The 16,328-nt window shown below is 42.6% G+C and carries 13 protein-coding genes and 1 pseudogene; 13 read left to right on the top strand and 1 reads right to left on the bottom strand.

Going from position 1 to position 16,328, the window contains the following annotated elements:
- The first annotated feature begins 2 nt into the window (after positions 1-2).
- The 10 genes and pseudogenes from AB4X21_RS08765 to AB4X21_RS08720 all read left to right on the top strand — a co-directional run bounded on the left by AB4X21_RS08765 (position 3) and on the right by AB4X21_RS08720 (position 11,396).
- Positions 3-1,667: a hypothetical protein gene (locus AB4X21_RS08765; protein ID WP_320911164.1), complete on the top strand. Its 1,665-nt coding sequence runs from the start codon at positions 3-5 to the stop codon at positions 1,665-1,667.
- Between the two features lie 23 nt (positions 1,668-1,690).
- Complete coding sequence (locus AB4X21_RS08760; protein ID WP_320911165.1) at positions 1,691-2,407, top strand: DUF554 domain-containing protein; 717 nt, start codon at positions 1,691-1,693, stop codon at positions 2,405-2,407.
- Between the two features lie 623 nt (positions 2,408-3,030).
- On the top strand, positions 3,031-3,609 hold the full coding sequence (locus tag AB4X21_RS08755; RefSeq protein ID WP_369088377.1) for an HD family hydrolase: 579 nt from the start codon (positions 3,031-3,033) through the stop codon (positions 3,607-3,609).
- A 136-nt stretch (positions 3,610-3,745) separates the two neighbouring features.
- A complete protein-coding gene (locus AB4X21_RS08750) occupies positions 3,746-4,579 on the top strand; it encodes an HAD family hydrolase (protein ID WP_369087856.1) in 834 nt (277 codons plus the stop codon).
- 14 nt (positions 4,580-4,593) lie between these two features.
- Positions 4,594-5,226: an SGNH/GDSL hydrolase family protein gene (locus tag AB4X21_RS08745; RefSeq protein WP_369087855.1), complete on the top strand. Its 633-nt coding sequence runs from the start codon at positions 4,594-4,596 to the stop codon at positions 5,224-5,226.
- A 416-nt stretch (positions 5,227-5,642) separates the two neighbouring features.
- Entirely contained in the window at positions 5,643-6,038 is a 396-nt protein-coding gene (locus AB4X21_RS08740; RefSeq protein WP_369087854.1) for a CopY/TcrY family copper transport repressor, read from the top strand.
- 18 nt (positions 6,039-6,056) lie between these two features.
- Positions 6,057-6,428, top strand: a complete 372-nt coding sequence (locus tag AB4X21_RS08735) for a cupredoxin domain-containing protein (protein WP_014713882.1) — start codon at positions 6,057-6,059, stop codon at positions 6,426-6,428.
- A gap of 10 nt (positions 6,429-6,438) precedes the next feature.
- Positions 6,439-8,661, top strand: a complete 2,223-nt coding sequence (locus tag AB4X21_RS08730) for a heavy metal translocating P-type ATPase (protein ID WP_369087853.1) — start codon at positions 6,439-6,441, stop codon at positions 8,659-8,661.
- 503 nt (positions 8,662-9,164) lie between these two features.
- A pseudogene (gene spxB / locus AB4X21_RS08725) lies at positions 9,165-10,939 on the top strand (pyruvate oxidase).
- Between the two features lie 109 nt (positions 10,940-11,048).
- Positions 11,049-11,396 carry a VOC family protein gene (locus AB4X21_RS08720; protein ID WP_369087852.1) on the top strand — a complete coding sequence of 116 codons (348 nt, stop codon included), beginning with the start codon at positions 11,049-11,051 and terminating at the stop codon, positions 11,394-11,396.
- A 192-nt stretch (positions 11,397-11,588) separates the two neighbouring features.
- Here AB4X21_RS08720 and AB4X21_RS08715 read toward each other — a convergent pair whose 3' ends face one another.
- A complete protein-coding gene (locus tag AB4X21_RS08715) occupies positions 11,589-12,545 on the bottom strand; it encodes a helix-turn-helix domain-containing protein (protein ID WP_369087851.1) in 957 nt (318 codons plus the stop codon).
- A gap of 107 nt (positions 12,546-12,652) precedes the next feature.
- Here AB4X21_RS08715 and rhaB point away from each other — a divergent pair, with 107 nt between their 5' ends.
- From rhaB to rhaD, 3 genes are read left to right on the top strand one after another with little or no spacing between them, the layout of a single operon-like run.
- Positions 12,653-14,098 carry a rhamnulokinase gene (gene rhaB, locus AB4X21_RS08710; RefSeq protein ID WP_369087850.1) on the top strand — a complete coding sequence of 482 codons (1,446 nt, stop codon included), beginning with the start codon at positions 12,653-12,655 and terminating at the stop codon, positions 14,096-14,098.
- Between the two features lie 12 nt (positions 14,099-14,110).
- Entirely contained in the window at positions 14,111-15,376 is a 1,266-nt protein-coding gene (gene rhaA, locus AB4X21_RS08705) for an L-rhamnose isomerase (RefSeq protein WP_118396487.1), read from the top strand.
- Positions 15,377-15,417: 41 nt separating this feature from the next.
- Positions 15,418-16,242, top strand: a complete 825-nt coding sequence (gene rhaD, locus AB4X21_RS08700; protein WP_369087849.1) for a rhamnulose-1-phosphate aldolase — start codon at positions 15,418-15,420, stop codon at positions 16,240-16,242.
- Positions 16,243-16,328 lie beyond the last annotated feature (86 nt).

The following is a 16,328-nucleotide window of genomic DNA, read 5'->3' as shown; positions in this document are numbered from 1 at the left end:
GTATGGAAGGAAATGTAAACTGGCTCCCACTTTGGATCCTAGGATTGATGGTGGTGATTTGGGCAACCAAATTTCTCACGGCTATCCGCCTCAAGCAAAAGCTGAAAAAATCTTGGGATGGAGCGCCTTTCTTTCGTAAGAAAGATACAGAAGAAAGTTTGATAGACAGTCTGGCTTATCCAGCTAAAGGCAGGACGATCGATAGCCAAGTGGATGATCAGACCTGGCATGATTTGGCTTTGGATGCGGTCTTTGATCAGCTCAATTACACCCAATCGAGCCTTGGGGCAGAAGCCCTCTATCAAAAAATGCGCCTGCTGGAATTCCAGCCTCAGGATCAGCTTCATGACTTAGAAGCCTTCTTTGAAGAGCATCCGGATTTGCGGCTCAAGGTTCAGGTCATTTTCAACCAACTGGGCAAGAAGAACCACAACATGGCGCGTAGCATTGTCGCAAATCCTGGCAAGCATTATGCAGGTTTGCCCCTCTATATAGCCTTGGCCTGTCTTCCAATCCTCTGTCTCTTTGCCATTCCCTTTGAGCCAGTTGGGGCGATTACCCTCTTGGTGATCAGTGTGATCTTTAATATCGTCTTTTCAAGTTTGCGCAATTGGTCCAATAAAATCCGCCTGGACAATGTTAGCTACCTGGTCCGCATCTTTGCTTCGGCAGAACGCTTGAGCCATCTAGCCTTGCCACAACAAGAAGCACTCAAGCAGGCAGTCAAACCCTTTAAGAAAACGCGGATCCTTGCCAGTGTCTTGCAGAGTCCAACGGGGACTTCTGAGATGGAAATTATTCTCCTCTACCTCAATGTCCTCTTTTTACTCCCGCAGATCGCTCAGGTTTATATTTACAATCAGGTGAAGGCTCATCAAAAAGAGGCCCAGAAGCTTCTGGATCTGCTAGGGGAGATGGAGGTCGCTATTAGTCTCTTGCGCCATAAGCGAGATCTAGAAGTGGTCTGTCAGCCAGTCTATACAGAGACGGGTGGGATTGAAGGTGAGACGCTCTATCATCCCTTGTTGTCCAATCCGATTGCAAATGATGTGCATTTTCAAAAAAATATGGTCATCAGTGGGGACAATGCGTCTGGGAAATCAACCTATTTGAAGACCGTCGCTATCAATGCTATTCTGGCTCAAGGGCTGGGCTTTGCCTATGGAGAAACCTTGGCCCTGCCTTACGGTCATGTCCTAACGGCTATGGATGTAAGCGATGATATTGAAGTTGGAGATAGCTACTTTATCACTGAAAGTAAAGCTATTTTGCGTATGATTCAGCATCTGAAAAAGCCTGGTTTTCACTACTTCTTTATTGACGAGCTCTTTAAGGGGACCAATACCATCGAGCGGATCGGATCAGGCCTTGGAATTGTCCGCTGGTTGGCTGCCCAAAACTGCCTCTACATGATTTCCAGTCATGATATTGAGCTGGTCGCAGCCTCTGGTGAGGTCAATGATAATTACCATTTTGACAGTCGCTATGTGGACGGCAAGATCGTCTTTGACTACCAGATCAAGCCAGGATCAGCCGTAACCAAGAATGCGGTCAATACTCTAGAAAGCTTGCATTATCCAGAGGAGATTACGCAAACAGCCAAGGACTTGATTGACCAGTATGAAGAGACGGGGCACTGGTCTTTGAAAGAAATTGAAAAAGAATGAAAAATGAACGAAGGAGATTGTAAATGATCGGTTTAGGGACCTTCTATAATGCCTTAGGGGTCGTATTTGGTGGGCTTTTAGGATTGCTCATCGGTCAACGTTTGTCAGAAGATTTTCATGAGACCCTTCTGAAAGTGACAGGAGTTGCTGTTTTTGTCTTGGGCATTGCAGGGACCTTGGAAAAGATGCTGGTGGTGCATGGAAGTCATGTGGAAAGTCACGGCAGTATGATGTTGATTCTGAGTCTAGTAATCGGGACCGTTATCGGGGAACTCTTGAAGATTGAGGAGGGCTTTGAGCGCCTGGGAAGCTGGCTGAAGGAAAAGACGGGCAACCAAGGCGATTCCAGCTTTGTTGATGCCTTTATGACCACGGCCTTGACCATTTGTATAGGGGCTATGGCGGTAGTTGGAGCTGTCCAGGATGGCTTGACAGGCGACACTTCGACCTTGTTGGCCAAGGCTATTCTGGATATGGTCATTGTTCTGGTCTTGACCGTTTCAAAAGGAAAGGGTGCCATTTTTGCGGTGGTCCCACTCGTGATCTTTCAGGGGGCGATTACGCTGTTGGCCCATTTGATCGAACCGATCATGACTCCACAAGCGCTGTCGAATCTCTCACTGGTCGGCTCCAGCCTCATTCTCTGTGTTGGGATCAACCTCATTTGGGGCAAACGAATCAAGGTCGCCAATCTTCTTCCGGCAGTGCTGATTGCCATCATTTGGGCCTTTGTTGGGTGAAAAATAGAAGCTAAGCAGTAGCTTCAGATTTAAGACAAAGTCATATTAAAAACTTTCCTTAGGGGAGTACGGACGTCAGCGAACTTCGTAGAAGTTCCATGACTAAATTAAGATACAGAGGGCGTCTGCGGATAAAGTCAAAATAGGAAGTTTGACGCAGAATCTTTCAATTCTAGGAGAACTTATCTTTTTGACACAATCCGCAGCCCTTGTTCAATTTGTATTGAGCCCCTTCGCTCTTTAATTTCTGGGCTCAGGCTAAAACAGTTTCCCAAACTGTTTTACTCTCAATAATTCCGAGTGCCTGAAACGTATTGTTTCAGGCACTTTTCTCACAGCGGAAAGTTTTTGTATTTTCTTGATTCATTCTAAAAATAGGAACTCGTTTTTACTTACTTTTAGAAACGATTAACTTATTTTACTTTAAAATAGTTTGTCTCATTCTAAATATAATCGGTAAAGACTGGTTAGTTTTTTTGCTTGCCCTTGTAGTCTTGTTAGAAAAATGAAGGTGCTCCGAAAAAGGGGGGGCATTTTCTTTTTGCAAATACGGGAATTCATTTATGGAAAACCTGATTTTTGGTATGATAGTCGTAATTTCGAATAGGAAGGTTGGAGTCGCCATGAGTGATTTGAATCAGACAGTTGAATTTATTAAAGAAATCGAGAAATTAAAGTCAGTAACAAGGTTTAATAGAACCCTTGATGGACGGTTTGAAAATAGTGCCGAGCATTCTTGGCAGGGTGCGATAGCTGCGATGGTTCTGCAAGATTATTATCCTGAAAAATTGAATATGGAAAAGGTGATTTCTATGTTACTGATTCATGATTTAGGTGAGATTTATGCCGGAGATACTTGGGTGTTTGATGATGAAAAAAAGCTTCATGCTCATGATAGAGAGCTCGCATCTATAGAAAAAACAATGAGCCTCCTTCCAGAAGCAACATATGTGAATATGAAAAATTCGTGGTTGGAGTTTGAAAAAGGCCAGAGTCCTGAGGCAAGATATGCAAGAGTGATTGACGCATTGGTACCACTGATTAATCACTTGGAAGTGTCAGAAGTCAATTATAATCCTGATCATATCCGTTCAGAGATGGTATTAGAAAAGAAAAAATTTATAAAAAGTGAGTCCAAAGAGTTGTGGAAACTGACAGAAGAGTTGGTTCAGGAAAGTGTAGAAAAGGGCTTGTATTTATAAGATCCTTTGGCCATCAGTAGCAACCTTCAGCCCAAGAGGAAGCCACCTGTTTTCACGGGCGGTTTTGACTGGCTTGATCTGTGGTATAATGGAACCAGATAATTTACACCCTTTGAAAGGGAAAAGGTTAGATTGTATGATTAAGTTGATTGCAACAGATATGGATGGGACCTTATTAGATGAGCGAGGAGAGGTGGATCTTCCGCGTCTGGAAAGGCTATTGGACCACTTGGATCAAAAAGGGATTCGCTTTGTCATTGCGACGGGAAATGAAATCCATCGCATGCGCCAGCTCTTGGGTCCTTTGGTCAAGCGGGTGACTCTAGTCGTAGCCAATGGAGCTCGGATTTTTGAGGATGACCAGATGATTCTAGGAAAATTCTGGAATCGAGAACTTGTAGAGGCGGTTCTTGCTTATTTTAAGGGGCGGGAAATTTCAGACCAGCTGGTTGTGTCAGCTGTCAATGGTGGCTTTGCCAAGGAAGGCACGGTCTTTACAGAAGTTGAGAAATTCATGCAGCCGGAAGTGATTGAAGCCTTGTACAAGCGGATGAAGTTTGTCCCCGAATTGACAGCAGATCTATTTGATCAGGTGCTTAAAATGAGCTTGGTGGTTGGCTTGGATCGTCTTGATCAAGTGCGTCGAGAAGTCCAGCAGGCTTTTGGAGATCAGCTGATGGCGGTTTCGAGCGGTTTTGGAAGCATGGATCTCCTACAAGCAGGCATTCACAAGGCTTGGGGACTGGCTCAATTAATGGAGATGTGGCAGCTTAATGCTAGCCAGGTCATGGCCTTTGGGGATAGCGGAAACGACATCGAAATGCTTGAAATGGCTGCTCACTCCTATGCTGTAGCCAATGCAGAAGAAGCTGTCAAGGCTGTTGCCAAACACCTAGCACCGAGCCATCAAGAAGGTGGTGTCTACCAGGTGATCGAAGAGTATCTAGGATTGACCCCTGGGAACAAGTGAAAGGAAAGAATTAGATGGCGGTACAACTGTTAGAAGACTGGCTCTTAAAGGAGCAGGAGAAAATCATAACAACCTATCGGGAACTCAATCAAGCCCCTCTGAAAGAGCCTGGTTTGATCTTTATCGGAGACTCCATCGTGGAATATTTCCCCATTCATGAACTATTACAAAGTCCCAAACACATGGTCAATCGAGGAGTGCGAGGCTATAAGACGGATCTCCTTCGTGAGCATCTAGACGCCCATGTCTTTGGAACGGCGGTGGATCAGATCTTTCTCTTGATCGGGACCAATGATATCGGAAAAGAAATTCCTCAAAAGGAAACCCTAGACAATGTAGAAGCGGTCTTACAAGCAATTATGCGAGATTTTCCGCTGACCCACATCAACCTGATCTCGGTTCTACCGGTGAGTCAAGAAGAGTGCTACAAACAAAAGGTCTATGTGCGGACCAATGAAAAAATTCAGGCCCTCAATCTGGCCTATCTCGAATTGGCTCAGGCCTACCACCAGGTCAGCTATGTCGATGTGTATTCGTCTTTATTGGATGAAGAGGGGCAGTTGGCAGAAGCCTATACGACAGATGGCCTTCATTTAAGTGTGGCTGGTTACCGCATTCTAGCCCAAGCTCTACAGGAGAAATTATAGAGATAAGATAGGAAAAAAGTCCAACCAGACAAATATTCAAAGAAAAATTTCAGATTGAAGATAAAGTCTTCTTAAAAACTTTCCTTAGGTGAGTACGGACGTCAGCGAACTTCGAAGAAGTTCCATGACTTAGTTTTGGACCTAAGGTTCCAAAACTCCCGAGTGCTAGAAACAATAGTGTTTCTAGCACTTTTCTCACGGCGGAAAGTTTCAGGAAATATTTGAATGGTTCTTATAATTGAAATCAATTCTATTTCTTTTTAGATTTCCTTAGATGATTTTTTGTAAAAACAGATTGTCTACCTTCCCCTATTTCCAAGAGGAATATTTTTTTGTCTTTTTGGTTGACAAATGTAAATCTTAGGAGTAGAATAGCATCATAAGATTTACAAATGTAGATTTTGAAAGGAGAGGCCATGCAAATTTCCAATGCGGAATGGCGCATCATGAAGATTATCTGGATGGAAGGCAAGCAGACTAGCACGAATTTGATCGCAGTCTTGTCCGAGCGCTTTGACTGGTCCAAGTCGACGATCAAGACCCTCTTGACGCGCTTGGTAGAAAAGGGGTGCTTGACTAGAGAAAAAACTGGTAAAGCCTTTGTCTACTCGGCTCTGTTGACGCAGGACCAGAGTTTAGACTTGGTCGTTGAGGATGTGAAGGACAAGGTTTGTTCAAAAAGAATTGTCCAGGTGCTTGAAAACGTGATTCAAGCGAGTGATTTTACGCTAGCAGATCTTAATCATCTGCAGCAGGTCCTTGAAGAAAAGAAAGCAGAGGCTGTCGAAACAGTCCCTTGCAATTGTATGTAATAGAAAGAAGGAAATTCCATGTTTGGATTATTGATTAGTATTGTTTGTTTACTTGTAGTTGCTTTTATTGCTTGGTGGTTCTTTGCAGAACATGAAAAGATGAGTGACCACGCTCGTCAAAAATCAGGTTATCAAGAAATTGAAGTCGAAGTCATGGGGGGCTATTCGCCTGAAACTATCGTTCTGAAAAAGAATGTTCCAGCCCGGATCATCTTTAACCGCAAGGATCCCTCTTCATGTCTTGACCAAGTGGTCTTTCCGGACTTTGGGGTGCATGAAGATTTGCCTTTGGGTGAAAAACATGTCATTGAAATTACGCCAGAAAAAGCGGGCGAATATGGGTATTCATGTGGAATGAACATGATGCATGGTCACATGATTGTGGAATAAAGGAGTCGGTATGGCAGAAAAACAAAAAGCAGTTGTGGAAAACGGAGTGCAAAAGATCCGTATTACAGCAGAAAAAGGCTATAGCCCCAAAGAATTTCAACTCCAAAAAGGAATTCCTGCTGAAATCACCTTCCATCGGGTCAATCCATCCGGCTGTTACAAGGAGATTTTGTTTGAAGATCAGGGGATTTTAGAACCTTTGGAAGTCGGTGTGGATAAGGTCATTTCCTTTACGCCGACAGAAACAGGGGACTTTGAGTTCTCATGTGGAATGAAGATGCAAAAGGGTTCCTACACAGTTGTGGAAAAACGCCGTCGTGTCTTGAGTTTGCTGGATCGTTTTTGGATCACCAGTATCTTTACCCTTCCCTTATTGATCTTGATGATCGGGATGGTAGCAGGTTTTGTATCCCATCCAGTGAGTCACTGGGGAACCTTTCTCGCGACAACGCCGATCATGCTAGTGGCAGGTGTGCCGTTTATCAAGAGTGCCTGGGCTTCTTTTAAGAAACACCATGCCAATATGGATACCTTGGTAGCTCTGGGGACCCTGGTAGCCTATGTTTATAGTGTATTTGCTCTTTTTGCTGGTCAACCAGTATACTTTGAAAGCGCGGGCTTTATACTCTTCTTTGTTCTTTTAGGGCAAGTCTTTGAGGAACGGATGCGTAAAAATGCCTCCAAGGCTGTGGAAAAGTTGTTGGATTTGCAGGCAAAAACAGCTCAGGTTCTCCGTGATGGGGACTATGTCGAAGTAGCAGCGGAAGATATCCACATTGGTGACTTGATTCGGGTCCGTCCTGGGGAAAAGATCGCGGTCGATGGGACTATTGTGGAAGGAAGCACGACCATTGATGAGTCGATGGTGACAGGTGAAAGCCTGCCTGTGGAAAAGTCAGTTGGTGATGCCGTCATTGGTTCCACCATCAACAGCAATGGGACCATTCTCTTCAAGGCTGAAAAAGTCGGTAGTGAGACCCTCTTGTCACAGATTGTGGCCTTTGTCAAAATGGCTCAATCCAGTCGTGCTCCCATTCAAGATCTAACGGATAAGATTTCAGGTATCTTTGTTCCAGCAGTGACGATTTTGGCCATTGCGACTTTCTGGGTTTGGTCCGTGCTTTTGGGGGCATCACTTCAAGAGGCTATGCTCTATGCAGTCTCTGTCCTCATTATTGCCTGTCCGTGTGCCCTTGGTTTGGCGACGCCAACAGCCCTCATGGTCGGAACTGGTCGCAGTGCCAAGATGGGGGTTTTGATCAAAAATGGAACCGTTCTTCAAGAAGTTCAAAAAATTCAAACTGTTGTGTTTGATAAGACAGGGACTATTACCGTTGGCCAACCCCTTGTAACCGATGTGGTAGGAGATGAAGCGCGTGTCTTGACACTGGCTGCTAGTCTTGAAACTTTTTCAGAACATCCCCTTGCGCAAGCGGTCTTATCACGAGCAGAAGAAAAAGGTTTGGTGCTATCCCCTGTGGAAAACTTCCAAGCGATCGAAGGAAAAGGAGTCCAAGGCCAGATCGATCAGCAGTTGGTGACCTTGGGAAATGGTAAACTCCATGATGGAACAGCGATGGATCCTGAGCTTGAAAAACGGATGGTAGATTTGCAAAAGCAGGCCAAGACAGTTATCAGTTTGGCTGTGGATGGTCAAGTGATTGGTTTGATTGCCATTCAGGATGCTCCAAAGGCCAGCTCAAAAGAAGCTATCAAAAAGCTCAAAGAACGGGGCTTAAAGACTGTTATGTTAACGGGGGATAACGAACGGGTAGCCCAAGCCATTGCCGATCAAGTAGGAATTGATACCGTCATTGCCGATGTCCTCCCTCAAGAAAAGGCCAGCGCCATCCAAAAACTGCAAGAAAGCAGTAAGGTAGCCTTTGTGGGAGATGGGATCAATGATGCTCCAGCTCTTTCGATCGCAGATGTCGGAATTGCTATGGGATCTGGTACGGATATTGCGATCGAGTCTGGTGGCATCGTGCTCACGCAAAATGATTTGCTTGGCGTCGTGCGTGCCTTTGATATGAGTCAAAAGACCTTCCGTCGGATCTTGCTCAATCTTTTCTGGGCCTTTATCTACAATGTTATTGGGATTCCAATTGCTGCCGGAGTCTTTGCAGGACTGGGATTGACCCTCAATCCAGAACTAGCAGGTCTTGCCATGGCCTTTAGTTCCGTATCTGTTTTGACCAGCTCGCTTCTGCTCAATGTTGCGAAAATTGATTAAATGAAACAAAAAGAGAGTGGGACAGAAATCGGTAATTCGTTAGAATTCGATTTCGTCGTCTCACCTCCGCACAATTGAGTAGGGCTGTAAAAGCTAATGAAATTAGCGTAGTAGAGCCCACTCAACCACTGCGTCTTGCTCGACAATCCAAAAACAATTAATAGGCCAGGACTTTTGTCCCAGCCTCTTATTTTATCTATTTCTTAGAACTGCAAGCCTTGGAGATGCATGCAAATTATAATAAAATATCCTATTCTACTATAGTTTGTGAAAATTTCTCAAAAGGAGCATCTGTTATGTAATAGGGATTGAGCATCTCTGAGCAGATTCTTATACATGTGAATCTCTTTGTGATAAATTAATACTGTAATCGTTTTGTAAATCGTTTTCATGAGAAATGTCAGAAAAAACTCATTTTCAAAACGAAATCTGATCACAAAGATGAAGTAGAAGCGCTATGCTGCATTTTTAAAGGATCAAAATAGATTTAAAGGAGAGTTAGAATGACTCAAGGGAAAATTACTGCATCTGCAGCAATGCTCAACGTATTGAAAACATGGGGCGTAGATACGATCTACGGTATCCCATCAGGAACACTTAGCTCACTCATGGACGCTTTGGCTGAAGACAAAGATATCCGTTTCTTGCAAGTTCGCCACGAAGAAACAGGTGCTCTTGCAGCGGTTATGCAAGCTAAATTTGGCGGCTCTATCGGGGTTGCAGTTGGTTCAGGTGGACCTGGTGCGACTCACTTGATCAACGGTGTTTACGATGCGCTATGGATAACACTCCATTCCTTGCTATCCTTGGATCACGTCCAGTTAACGAATTGAACATGGATGCCTTCCAAGAATTGAACCAAAACCCAATGTACAACGGTATCGCTGTTTACAACAAACGTGTAGCTTACGCTGAGCAATTGCCAAAAGTCATTGACGAAGCTTGCCGTGCTGCCGTTTCTAAAAAAGGTCCAGCTGTCGTTGAAATTCCAGTAAACTTTGGTTTCCAAGAAATCGACGAAAACTCATACTACGGTTCAGGTTCATACGAGCGTTCATTCATCGCTCCTGCTTTGAACGAAGTTGAAATCGACAAAGCGGTTGAAATCTTGAACAATGCTGAACGTCCAGTTATCTACGCTGGTTACGGTGGTGTGAAAGCTGGTGAAGTGATTACGGAATTGTCACGTAAAATCAAAGCACCAATCATCACAACTGGTAAAAACTTCGAAGCGTTCGAATGGAACTACGAAGGTTTGACAGGTTCTGCATACCGTGTTGGTTGGAAGCCAGCCAACGAAGTGGTCTTTGAAGCAGACACAGTTCTTTTCCTTGGTTCAAACTTCCCATTTGCTGAAGTTTACGAAGCATTCAAGAATACTGAAAAATTCATCCAAGTGGATATCGACCCTTACAAACTTGGTAAACGTCACGCCCTTGACGCTTCAATCCTTGGTGATGCAGGTCAAGCAGCTAAAGCGATCCTTGACAAAGTAAACCCAGTTGAGTCTACTCCATGGTGGCGTGCAAACGTGAAGAACAACCAAAACTGGCGCGATTACATGAACAAACTCGAAGGTAAAACTGAGGGTGAATTGCAATTGTACCAAGTATACAATGCTATCAACAAACATGCTGATCAAGACGCTATCTACTCAATCGACGTCGGTGACACTACTCAAACATCAACTCGTCACCTTCACATGACACCTAAGAACATGTGGCGTACATCTCCACTCTTTGCGACAATGGGTATTGCCCTTCCTGGAGGTATCGCTGCTAAGAAAGACAATCCAGATCGCCAAGTATGGAACATCATGGGTGATGGAGCCTTCAACATGTGCTACCCAGACGTTATCACAAACGTTCAATACGACCTTCCAGTTATCAACGTTGTCTTCTCAAATGGTAAATATGCCTTCATCAAGGACAAATACGAAGACACAAACAAACACTTGTTTGGTTGTGACTTCCCTAATGCTGACTATGCGAAAATCGCTGAAGCGCAAGGTGCTGTAGGATTTACAGTTGACCGTATCGAAGACATCGATGCAGTTGTTGCAGAAGCTGTTAAATTGAACAAAGAAGGTAAAACTGTTGTGATCGATGCTCACATCACTCCACATCGTCCACTTCCAGTAGAAGTACTTGAGTTGGATCCAAAACAACACTCAGAAGAAGCAATCAAAGCCTTCAAGGAAAAATACGAAGCAGAAGAACTCGTACCATTCCGTCTCTTCTTGGAAGAAGAAGGATTGCAATCACGAGCAATTAAATAATTCCTCTCATCGAAAATCAAAAGTAAACATTGTAGATTTTATGCATTGATTTTCTTAGAGGGAAACTTAAAAGATCGGAGCAATCCGGTCTTTTTGTGGAGGACAGTAAATGAATTTAAATCAATTAGATATTATCGTGTCAGATGTTCCCCAAGTCTGTGCTGAATTGGAGCGTATTTTGGATAAAAAGGTTGATTATGTTGACGACAGTTTTGCTCAGTTCACGATTGGCAGTCACTGTCTCATGTTGTCCCAAAAACATTTGATTCCATTGGAAAATTTTCAGTCAGGAATCATTCTTCACATTGAGGTTGAGGATGTAGACCAGAACTACAAACGGTTGAAAGAGCTTGGCGCTGAAATATTACATGGCCCAGTTGTGACCGATTGGGGAACAGAATCCCTGTTAGTTGAAGGCCCTGCTGGTCTAGTCATTGATTTTTATCGTATGAAATAGGACGCTTAGTCATTTGAAGTCAACCTTAATTATTTTTAAATTAGAATGTGAAAATATGGACTATTGAAAGATCGGAGCCATTTATTGGTCCGATCTTTTTTGAGTGGTGTCTTTTTGTTGATTCTAAAATATGTCTGTTGCTTAAGAGTGTTGATAGCAGTGACTGTTTAAAGGAGGGAAAATTGGAGGTGGTCAAGACTTCCTTCTCATTTCAGAGGGTTTCATCCCATACATCAAGGCAAATTGTTTGTAAAAATAGGTTTTATTACTGAAGCCGACGGTTTGGCAGATCGTTTCAATAGAAAAATCTGTTGATTGAATCAATAATTTTGCAGACATTAACCTTTTCTGATGCACCAGCTCGGTAAAGGTTTGACCACTTTTTTCTTTGACGAGATTACTTAAATAGTTTTTGTTAAATTTTAATTGATCGGCAGCTTTTGTCAAGGTAAGCTCTCTATAGTCTCTATCAATTAATTCAAGGACTTGCAGAAAAGGATCTTGTCGGGTTTGAAGGAGCTTTTTCTGTGCAGTAGGCAAAGAACGAGCCAATTCATAGAGTAAAATACTTAAAGAGTGTTTGAGAATTTCTTGGGAGAAATCCTTCTGGAAAAAATACTCTTCTATCATCCGGTGGAGCAGTTGAGGGACTTTTGGAATCTCTTCAGAGCGAAGAATAATAAAATTTTGACTGATTTCTAGATGGCTATGGCGATTAAGGAGCAAGTGATACAAAAGACTATTATTTCCTTGCATTTCTTCCAAACTTTGTAAGGAAATATTGTTATCTTTAAAGAGTAGATTGATCACAATATCCTCTTCTTCCAAGCACTCAATTTGATGTTTACTACCCACATCCATCAGGAGGATGTCTCCTTGATAAAGCATGAAAGTCTGACCGTTAATGATTTGTTGACAATGCCCGCTATAGATATAATTGAGCTCTAAAAATTGGTGGGAATGAAGAGGATAAGGCGCATAGCGATTATGTTTACTAATGTAGATGTCTCGATTGTGAAAAAAGAGATCATTGGTTAAATGAGGGGCTTGGGTTTTCATTTCAGAAAAGTCTGGAACGAAGGTTCCAGTCTTTTTTTGTTTCTTTTCAATCTCAGTTTCTTGATGGAGGAAGTCAGTTAGGGGTTGCATCTGTTTCACCTGTATATTTGATACTATTCTACTGTTTTAGAGATATTGTATCACATTTTAAAAAATAGTTAAATAGAGATAGAAAGAAGCAAGAAAAGAGGGCTGAGATGACCTATCATATAGCAGTGGACATTGGAGCATCAAGTGGACGCTTGATACTGGCAGATGTTCAGGATGGAAAATGGCAGTTACAAGAAATCCACCGATTCAAAAATGGATTTACTCGAGTGGATCAGCATGATCGTTGGGATATAGAGGAGCTCTTCCACCAGATTCTCCTTGGATTAGAGAAAGCAAAAGAGCTAGGAGTAGATAACTGTACTTTAGGAATTGATACCTGGGCGGTAGATTATGTGTTGTTAAAAGATGGTAAGGCCCTGACACAACCCATTGCTTATCGGGATAAACGGACTGAAAAAGCAATGGAGAAAGTGTTTCAGAAGCTCCCTGCTAAGAACATTTATGAGAAAACGGGCATTCAATTTTTAAATTTTAATACCTTGTTTCAGTATGTTAGTGAAGATCCCCAACTGTTAGAAGAAGCGGATACTAGTCTTTTGATTCCAGATTATCTGGCCTACCGACTGACGGGGAGACAAGTAGCAGAAGTTAGCAATGCCTCCACGACCCAATTGCTAAATATTCATCATAGAGATTATGATTACGATTTGCTCGATTTAGCTGGGATAAAGACTTCTCAACTTCCCGATTTGGTGGAGACAGGGACTTATCTTGGACCTCTACTTCGAGAAAATTTCAAGGATTACAAACTACCCTATGTTGAAGTTTATGCTGTGGCAACACACGATACGGCTTCAGCAGTTGTAGGAGTTCCAGCGACAAGCAAAGATTTTGCTTATATCTCTAGTGGCACCTGGTCCTTGATTGGAGCGGAACTGACATCACCGATCGTTACGAAAGAGAGTCAGGAAGCAAATTACACCAATGAATGGGGAGCTTATCAAACCTATCGTTTTCTTAAAAATATCACGGGTATGTGGACGGTGCAAGAAATTGCTCGTTGCTTAGACTATCAATATAGCTACGCAGAGATGGCCGAACAAGCCAGTCAGGTATCCCCATTTGAACAGTATGTCAATCTGAATGATGAGCGCTTCACTAACCCTGAACAGATGATTCAAGAAATTCAAGCTTATTGTCGAGAAACAGGACAGAAGGTTCCAGAAACCGTAGGCGAATTGACCATGTGTGTGTATTCAAATCTAGCTCTTATTTATGGGGCTGAATGGAAACGACTAGAAAAATTAACAGGAAAATTCTTTAAGGCTCTCCATATCGTAGGAGGGGGATCCAATGTTGCTCTTCTCAATCAGTTGACAGCCAATGTGATTCAAAAACCAGTGATTGCTGGCCCAGGTGAAGGAACAGCTATCGGGAATTTATTGGTTCAGTTGATTTCAAGTGGAACCTTTAGCAATCTTAGAGAAGCACGTGCTTTCTTAAAAGAAGAGATATCATTGAAGGAATTTTTTCCTGATTTTACAATGGAAACCGATCATTTAAAAAATTTTCAACAGAATTATTATCAATAAGGAGAAAGAATAATGACAAATGCAACTCAAATTACACAAGCTTATGAGGCGGCCAAAACTCGCTATGCGGCAATCGGAGTAGATACGGACGCTGTATTGGAAAAATTACAAGGAATTAAAATCTCCATGCATTGCTGGCAAGGAGATGATGTGAAGGGCTTCTTATCACCTGATGGCGAATTGACTGGTGGAATCATGTCAACGGGAAATTATCCTGGAGCTGCCCACACTCCTGAACAGTTGCGTCAGGATTTGGAAAAAGCTTATTCTTTGATTCCAGGGAAGCATAAATTGAATCTACACGCCATCTATTTAGATACCGATGAAACAGTTGATCTCAATGAAATTGAACCACGTCACTTTGAAAAATGGGTGAAGTGGGCCAAAGAACAAGGACTTGGATTGGACTTTAACCCAACCTTCTTCTCCCATCCAATGATGAAGGATGGCTTCACCTTGGCTAGTCCAGACCAAGAAGTTCGAGAGTATTGGATAGAGCATGGGAAACGTAGTCGTAAAGTGGCGGAATACTTCGGTAAAGAATTGGGAGAAACTTGTTACACCAACTTCTGGGTTCCAGATGGCTTTAAGGACAACCCAATTGACCGTCTGACACCACGTAAACGTTTAATGGAATCTTTAGATGAAATTTTCTCTGAGGAGATTGATGAACAATACAATGTTGATACTGTTGAAAGCAAACTCTTTGGACTAGGAGCAGAAGCCTATACTGTAGGATCTCATGAATTTTATATGGGATATGGTTTGACACGAAATAAGACCATTTTATTGGATGCAGGTCATTTCCATCCGACAGAAGTGATTTCCAATAAACTATCTTCGCTTGCCTTATTTAGCAAAGGATTAATGTTGCATGTTTCTCGCCCTGTTCGTTGGGATTCGGATCACGTAGTCATTATGGATGATGAGTTGCAGGAAATTGCCAAAGAATTGGTTCGCAATGATCTTCTTGGAAAAACAGCGATTGGCTTGGATTTCTTCGATGCGACCATCAACCGTATTGCAGCTTGGGTAGTTGGAACTCGTAACACCCAAAAAGCACTCTTAAAAGCCATGTTAGAGCCAACAGAAGAATTGAAACAAATGGAATTGGACTTTGATTTCACTTCTCGATTAGTCTATACAGAAGAATTGAAGGACTTTCCATATAGCGATGTTTGGAATTATTTCTGCTTAAAGAACAATGTTCCAGTTGGTTTGGACTGGTTAAAAGAAGTCCATGACTATGAAGCTGAGATTTTGAAAACACGCGGATAAGATAAAAAGTTCGAATAGCTTGGGAGAAGGAGTAGAGAAAAATGACAAAATTTGTAGAATCTGTCTATGTAACAAAAATGAGAGAAGTAACGCGAGAGTCTTATGAACGCAATTGGGATGAACGGAATGGAGGAAATGTCTCCCTTCGCTTGACAGCTGAAGAAGTTGCTCCTTTTGAGGATGTCACAGAAGTGAAAGAAGTGCTTGATCTTGGCTTTGATGCTTCTTATTTGGCGGGATATTACTATTTGGTTACAGGAACTGGGCGTTACTTTAGAAATGTAGCTGGAAATCCAGAAAATGATCTTGGTTTAGTTCGCATCACAGAAGATGGTCAACATGCAGAATTGGTGTGGGGCTTCAATGACGGTGGTAAGCCGACTTCAGAATTCCCAAGTCATTTGATGAGCCATATAGAGCGTTTGAAGGTAAATCCAAATCAACGCGTGGTTTTCCATTGCCATCCAACAAACCTGATTGCTCTGTCCTTTACTCAACCCCTTGAAGAACGTCACTTATCACGCCTTCTATGGAAAATGCAGGCAGAATCGATTGTTGTCTTCCCTGAAGGAATTGGGGTGATCCCTTATATGACACCAGGTACGACTGAGATCGGGAAGGCAACTGCAGCAAAAATGGCAGAATTTCAAGCGGTTTTATGGCCTCACCATGGGCTCTTCGCATCGGGTACTTCACTGGATGAAACTTATGGATTGTTTGAGGTGATTGAAAAAGCTGCGATGATTTATTCACAAATTGGTGCTCAAGGCGGAGTCATTAAACAAGCAATCACTGACCAAGAATTGCAAGAAATTGCAACCTTCTTTAACATGATGCCTCACCAAGGATTCTTGGATGTGAATTAGAGATGGATGGTAGTGAAGTATGATTCAGATATGGGAGGTGTGACCTCCCTTCTATCATGAAATTTTTTGTTAAAAAAATCACAAAA

This window comes from Streptococcus sp. CP1998, from assembly GCF_041026655.1.
GTDB lineage: Bacteria > Bacillota > Bacilli > Lactobacillales > Streptococcaceae > Streptococcus > Streptococcus dentalis.
The sequence above is the reverse complement of the archived record's forward strand: the minus strand, read 5'-3'. Positions and strand labels throughout refer to the sequence as shown.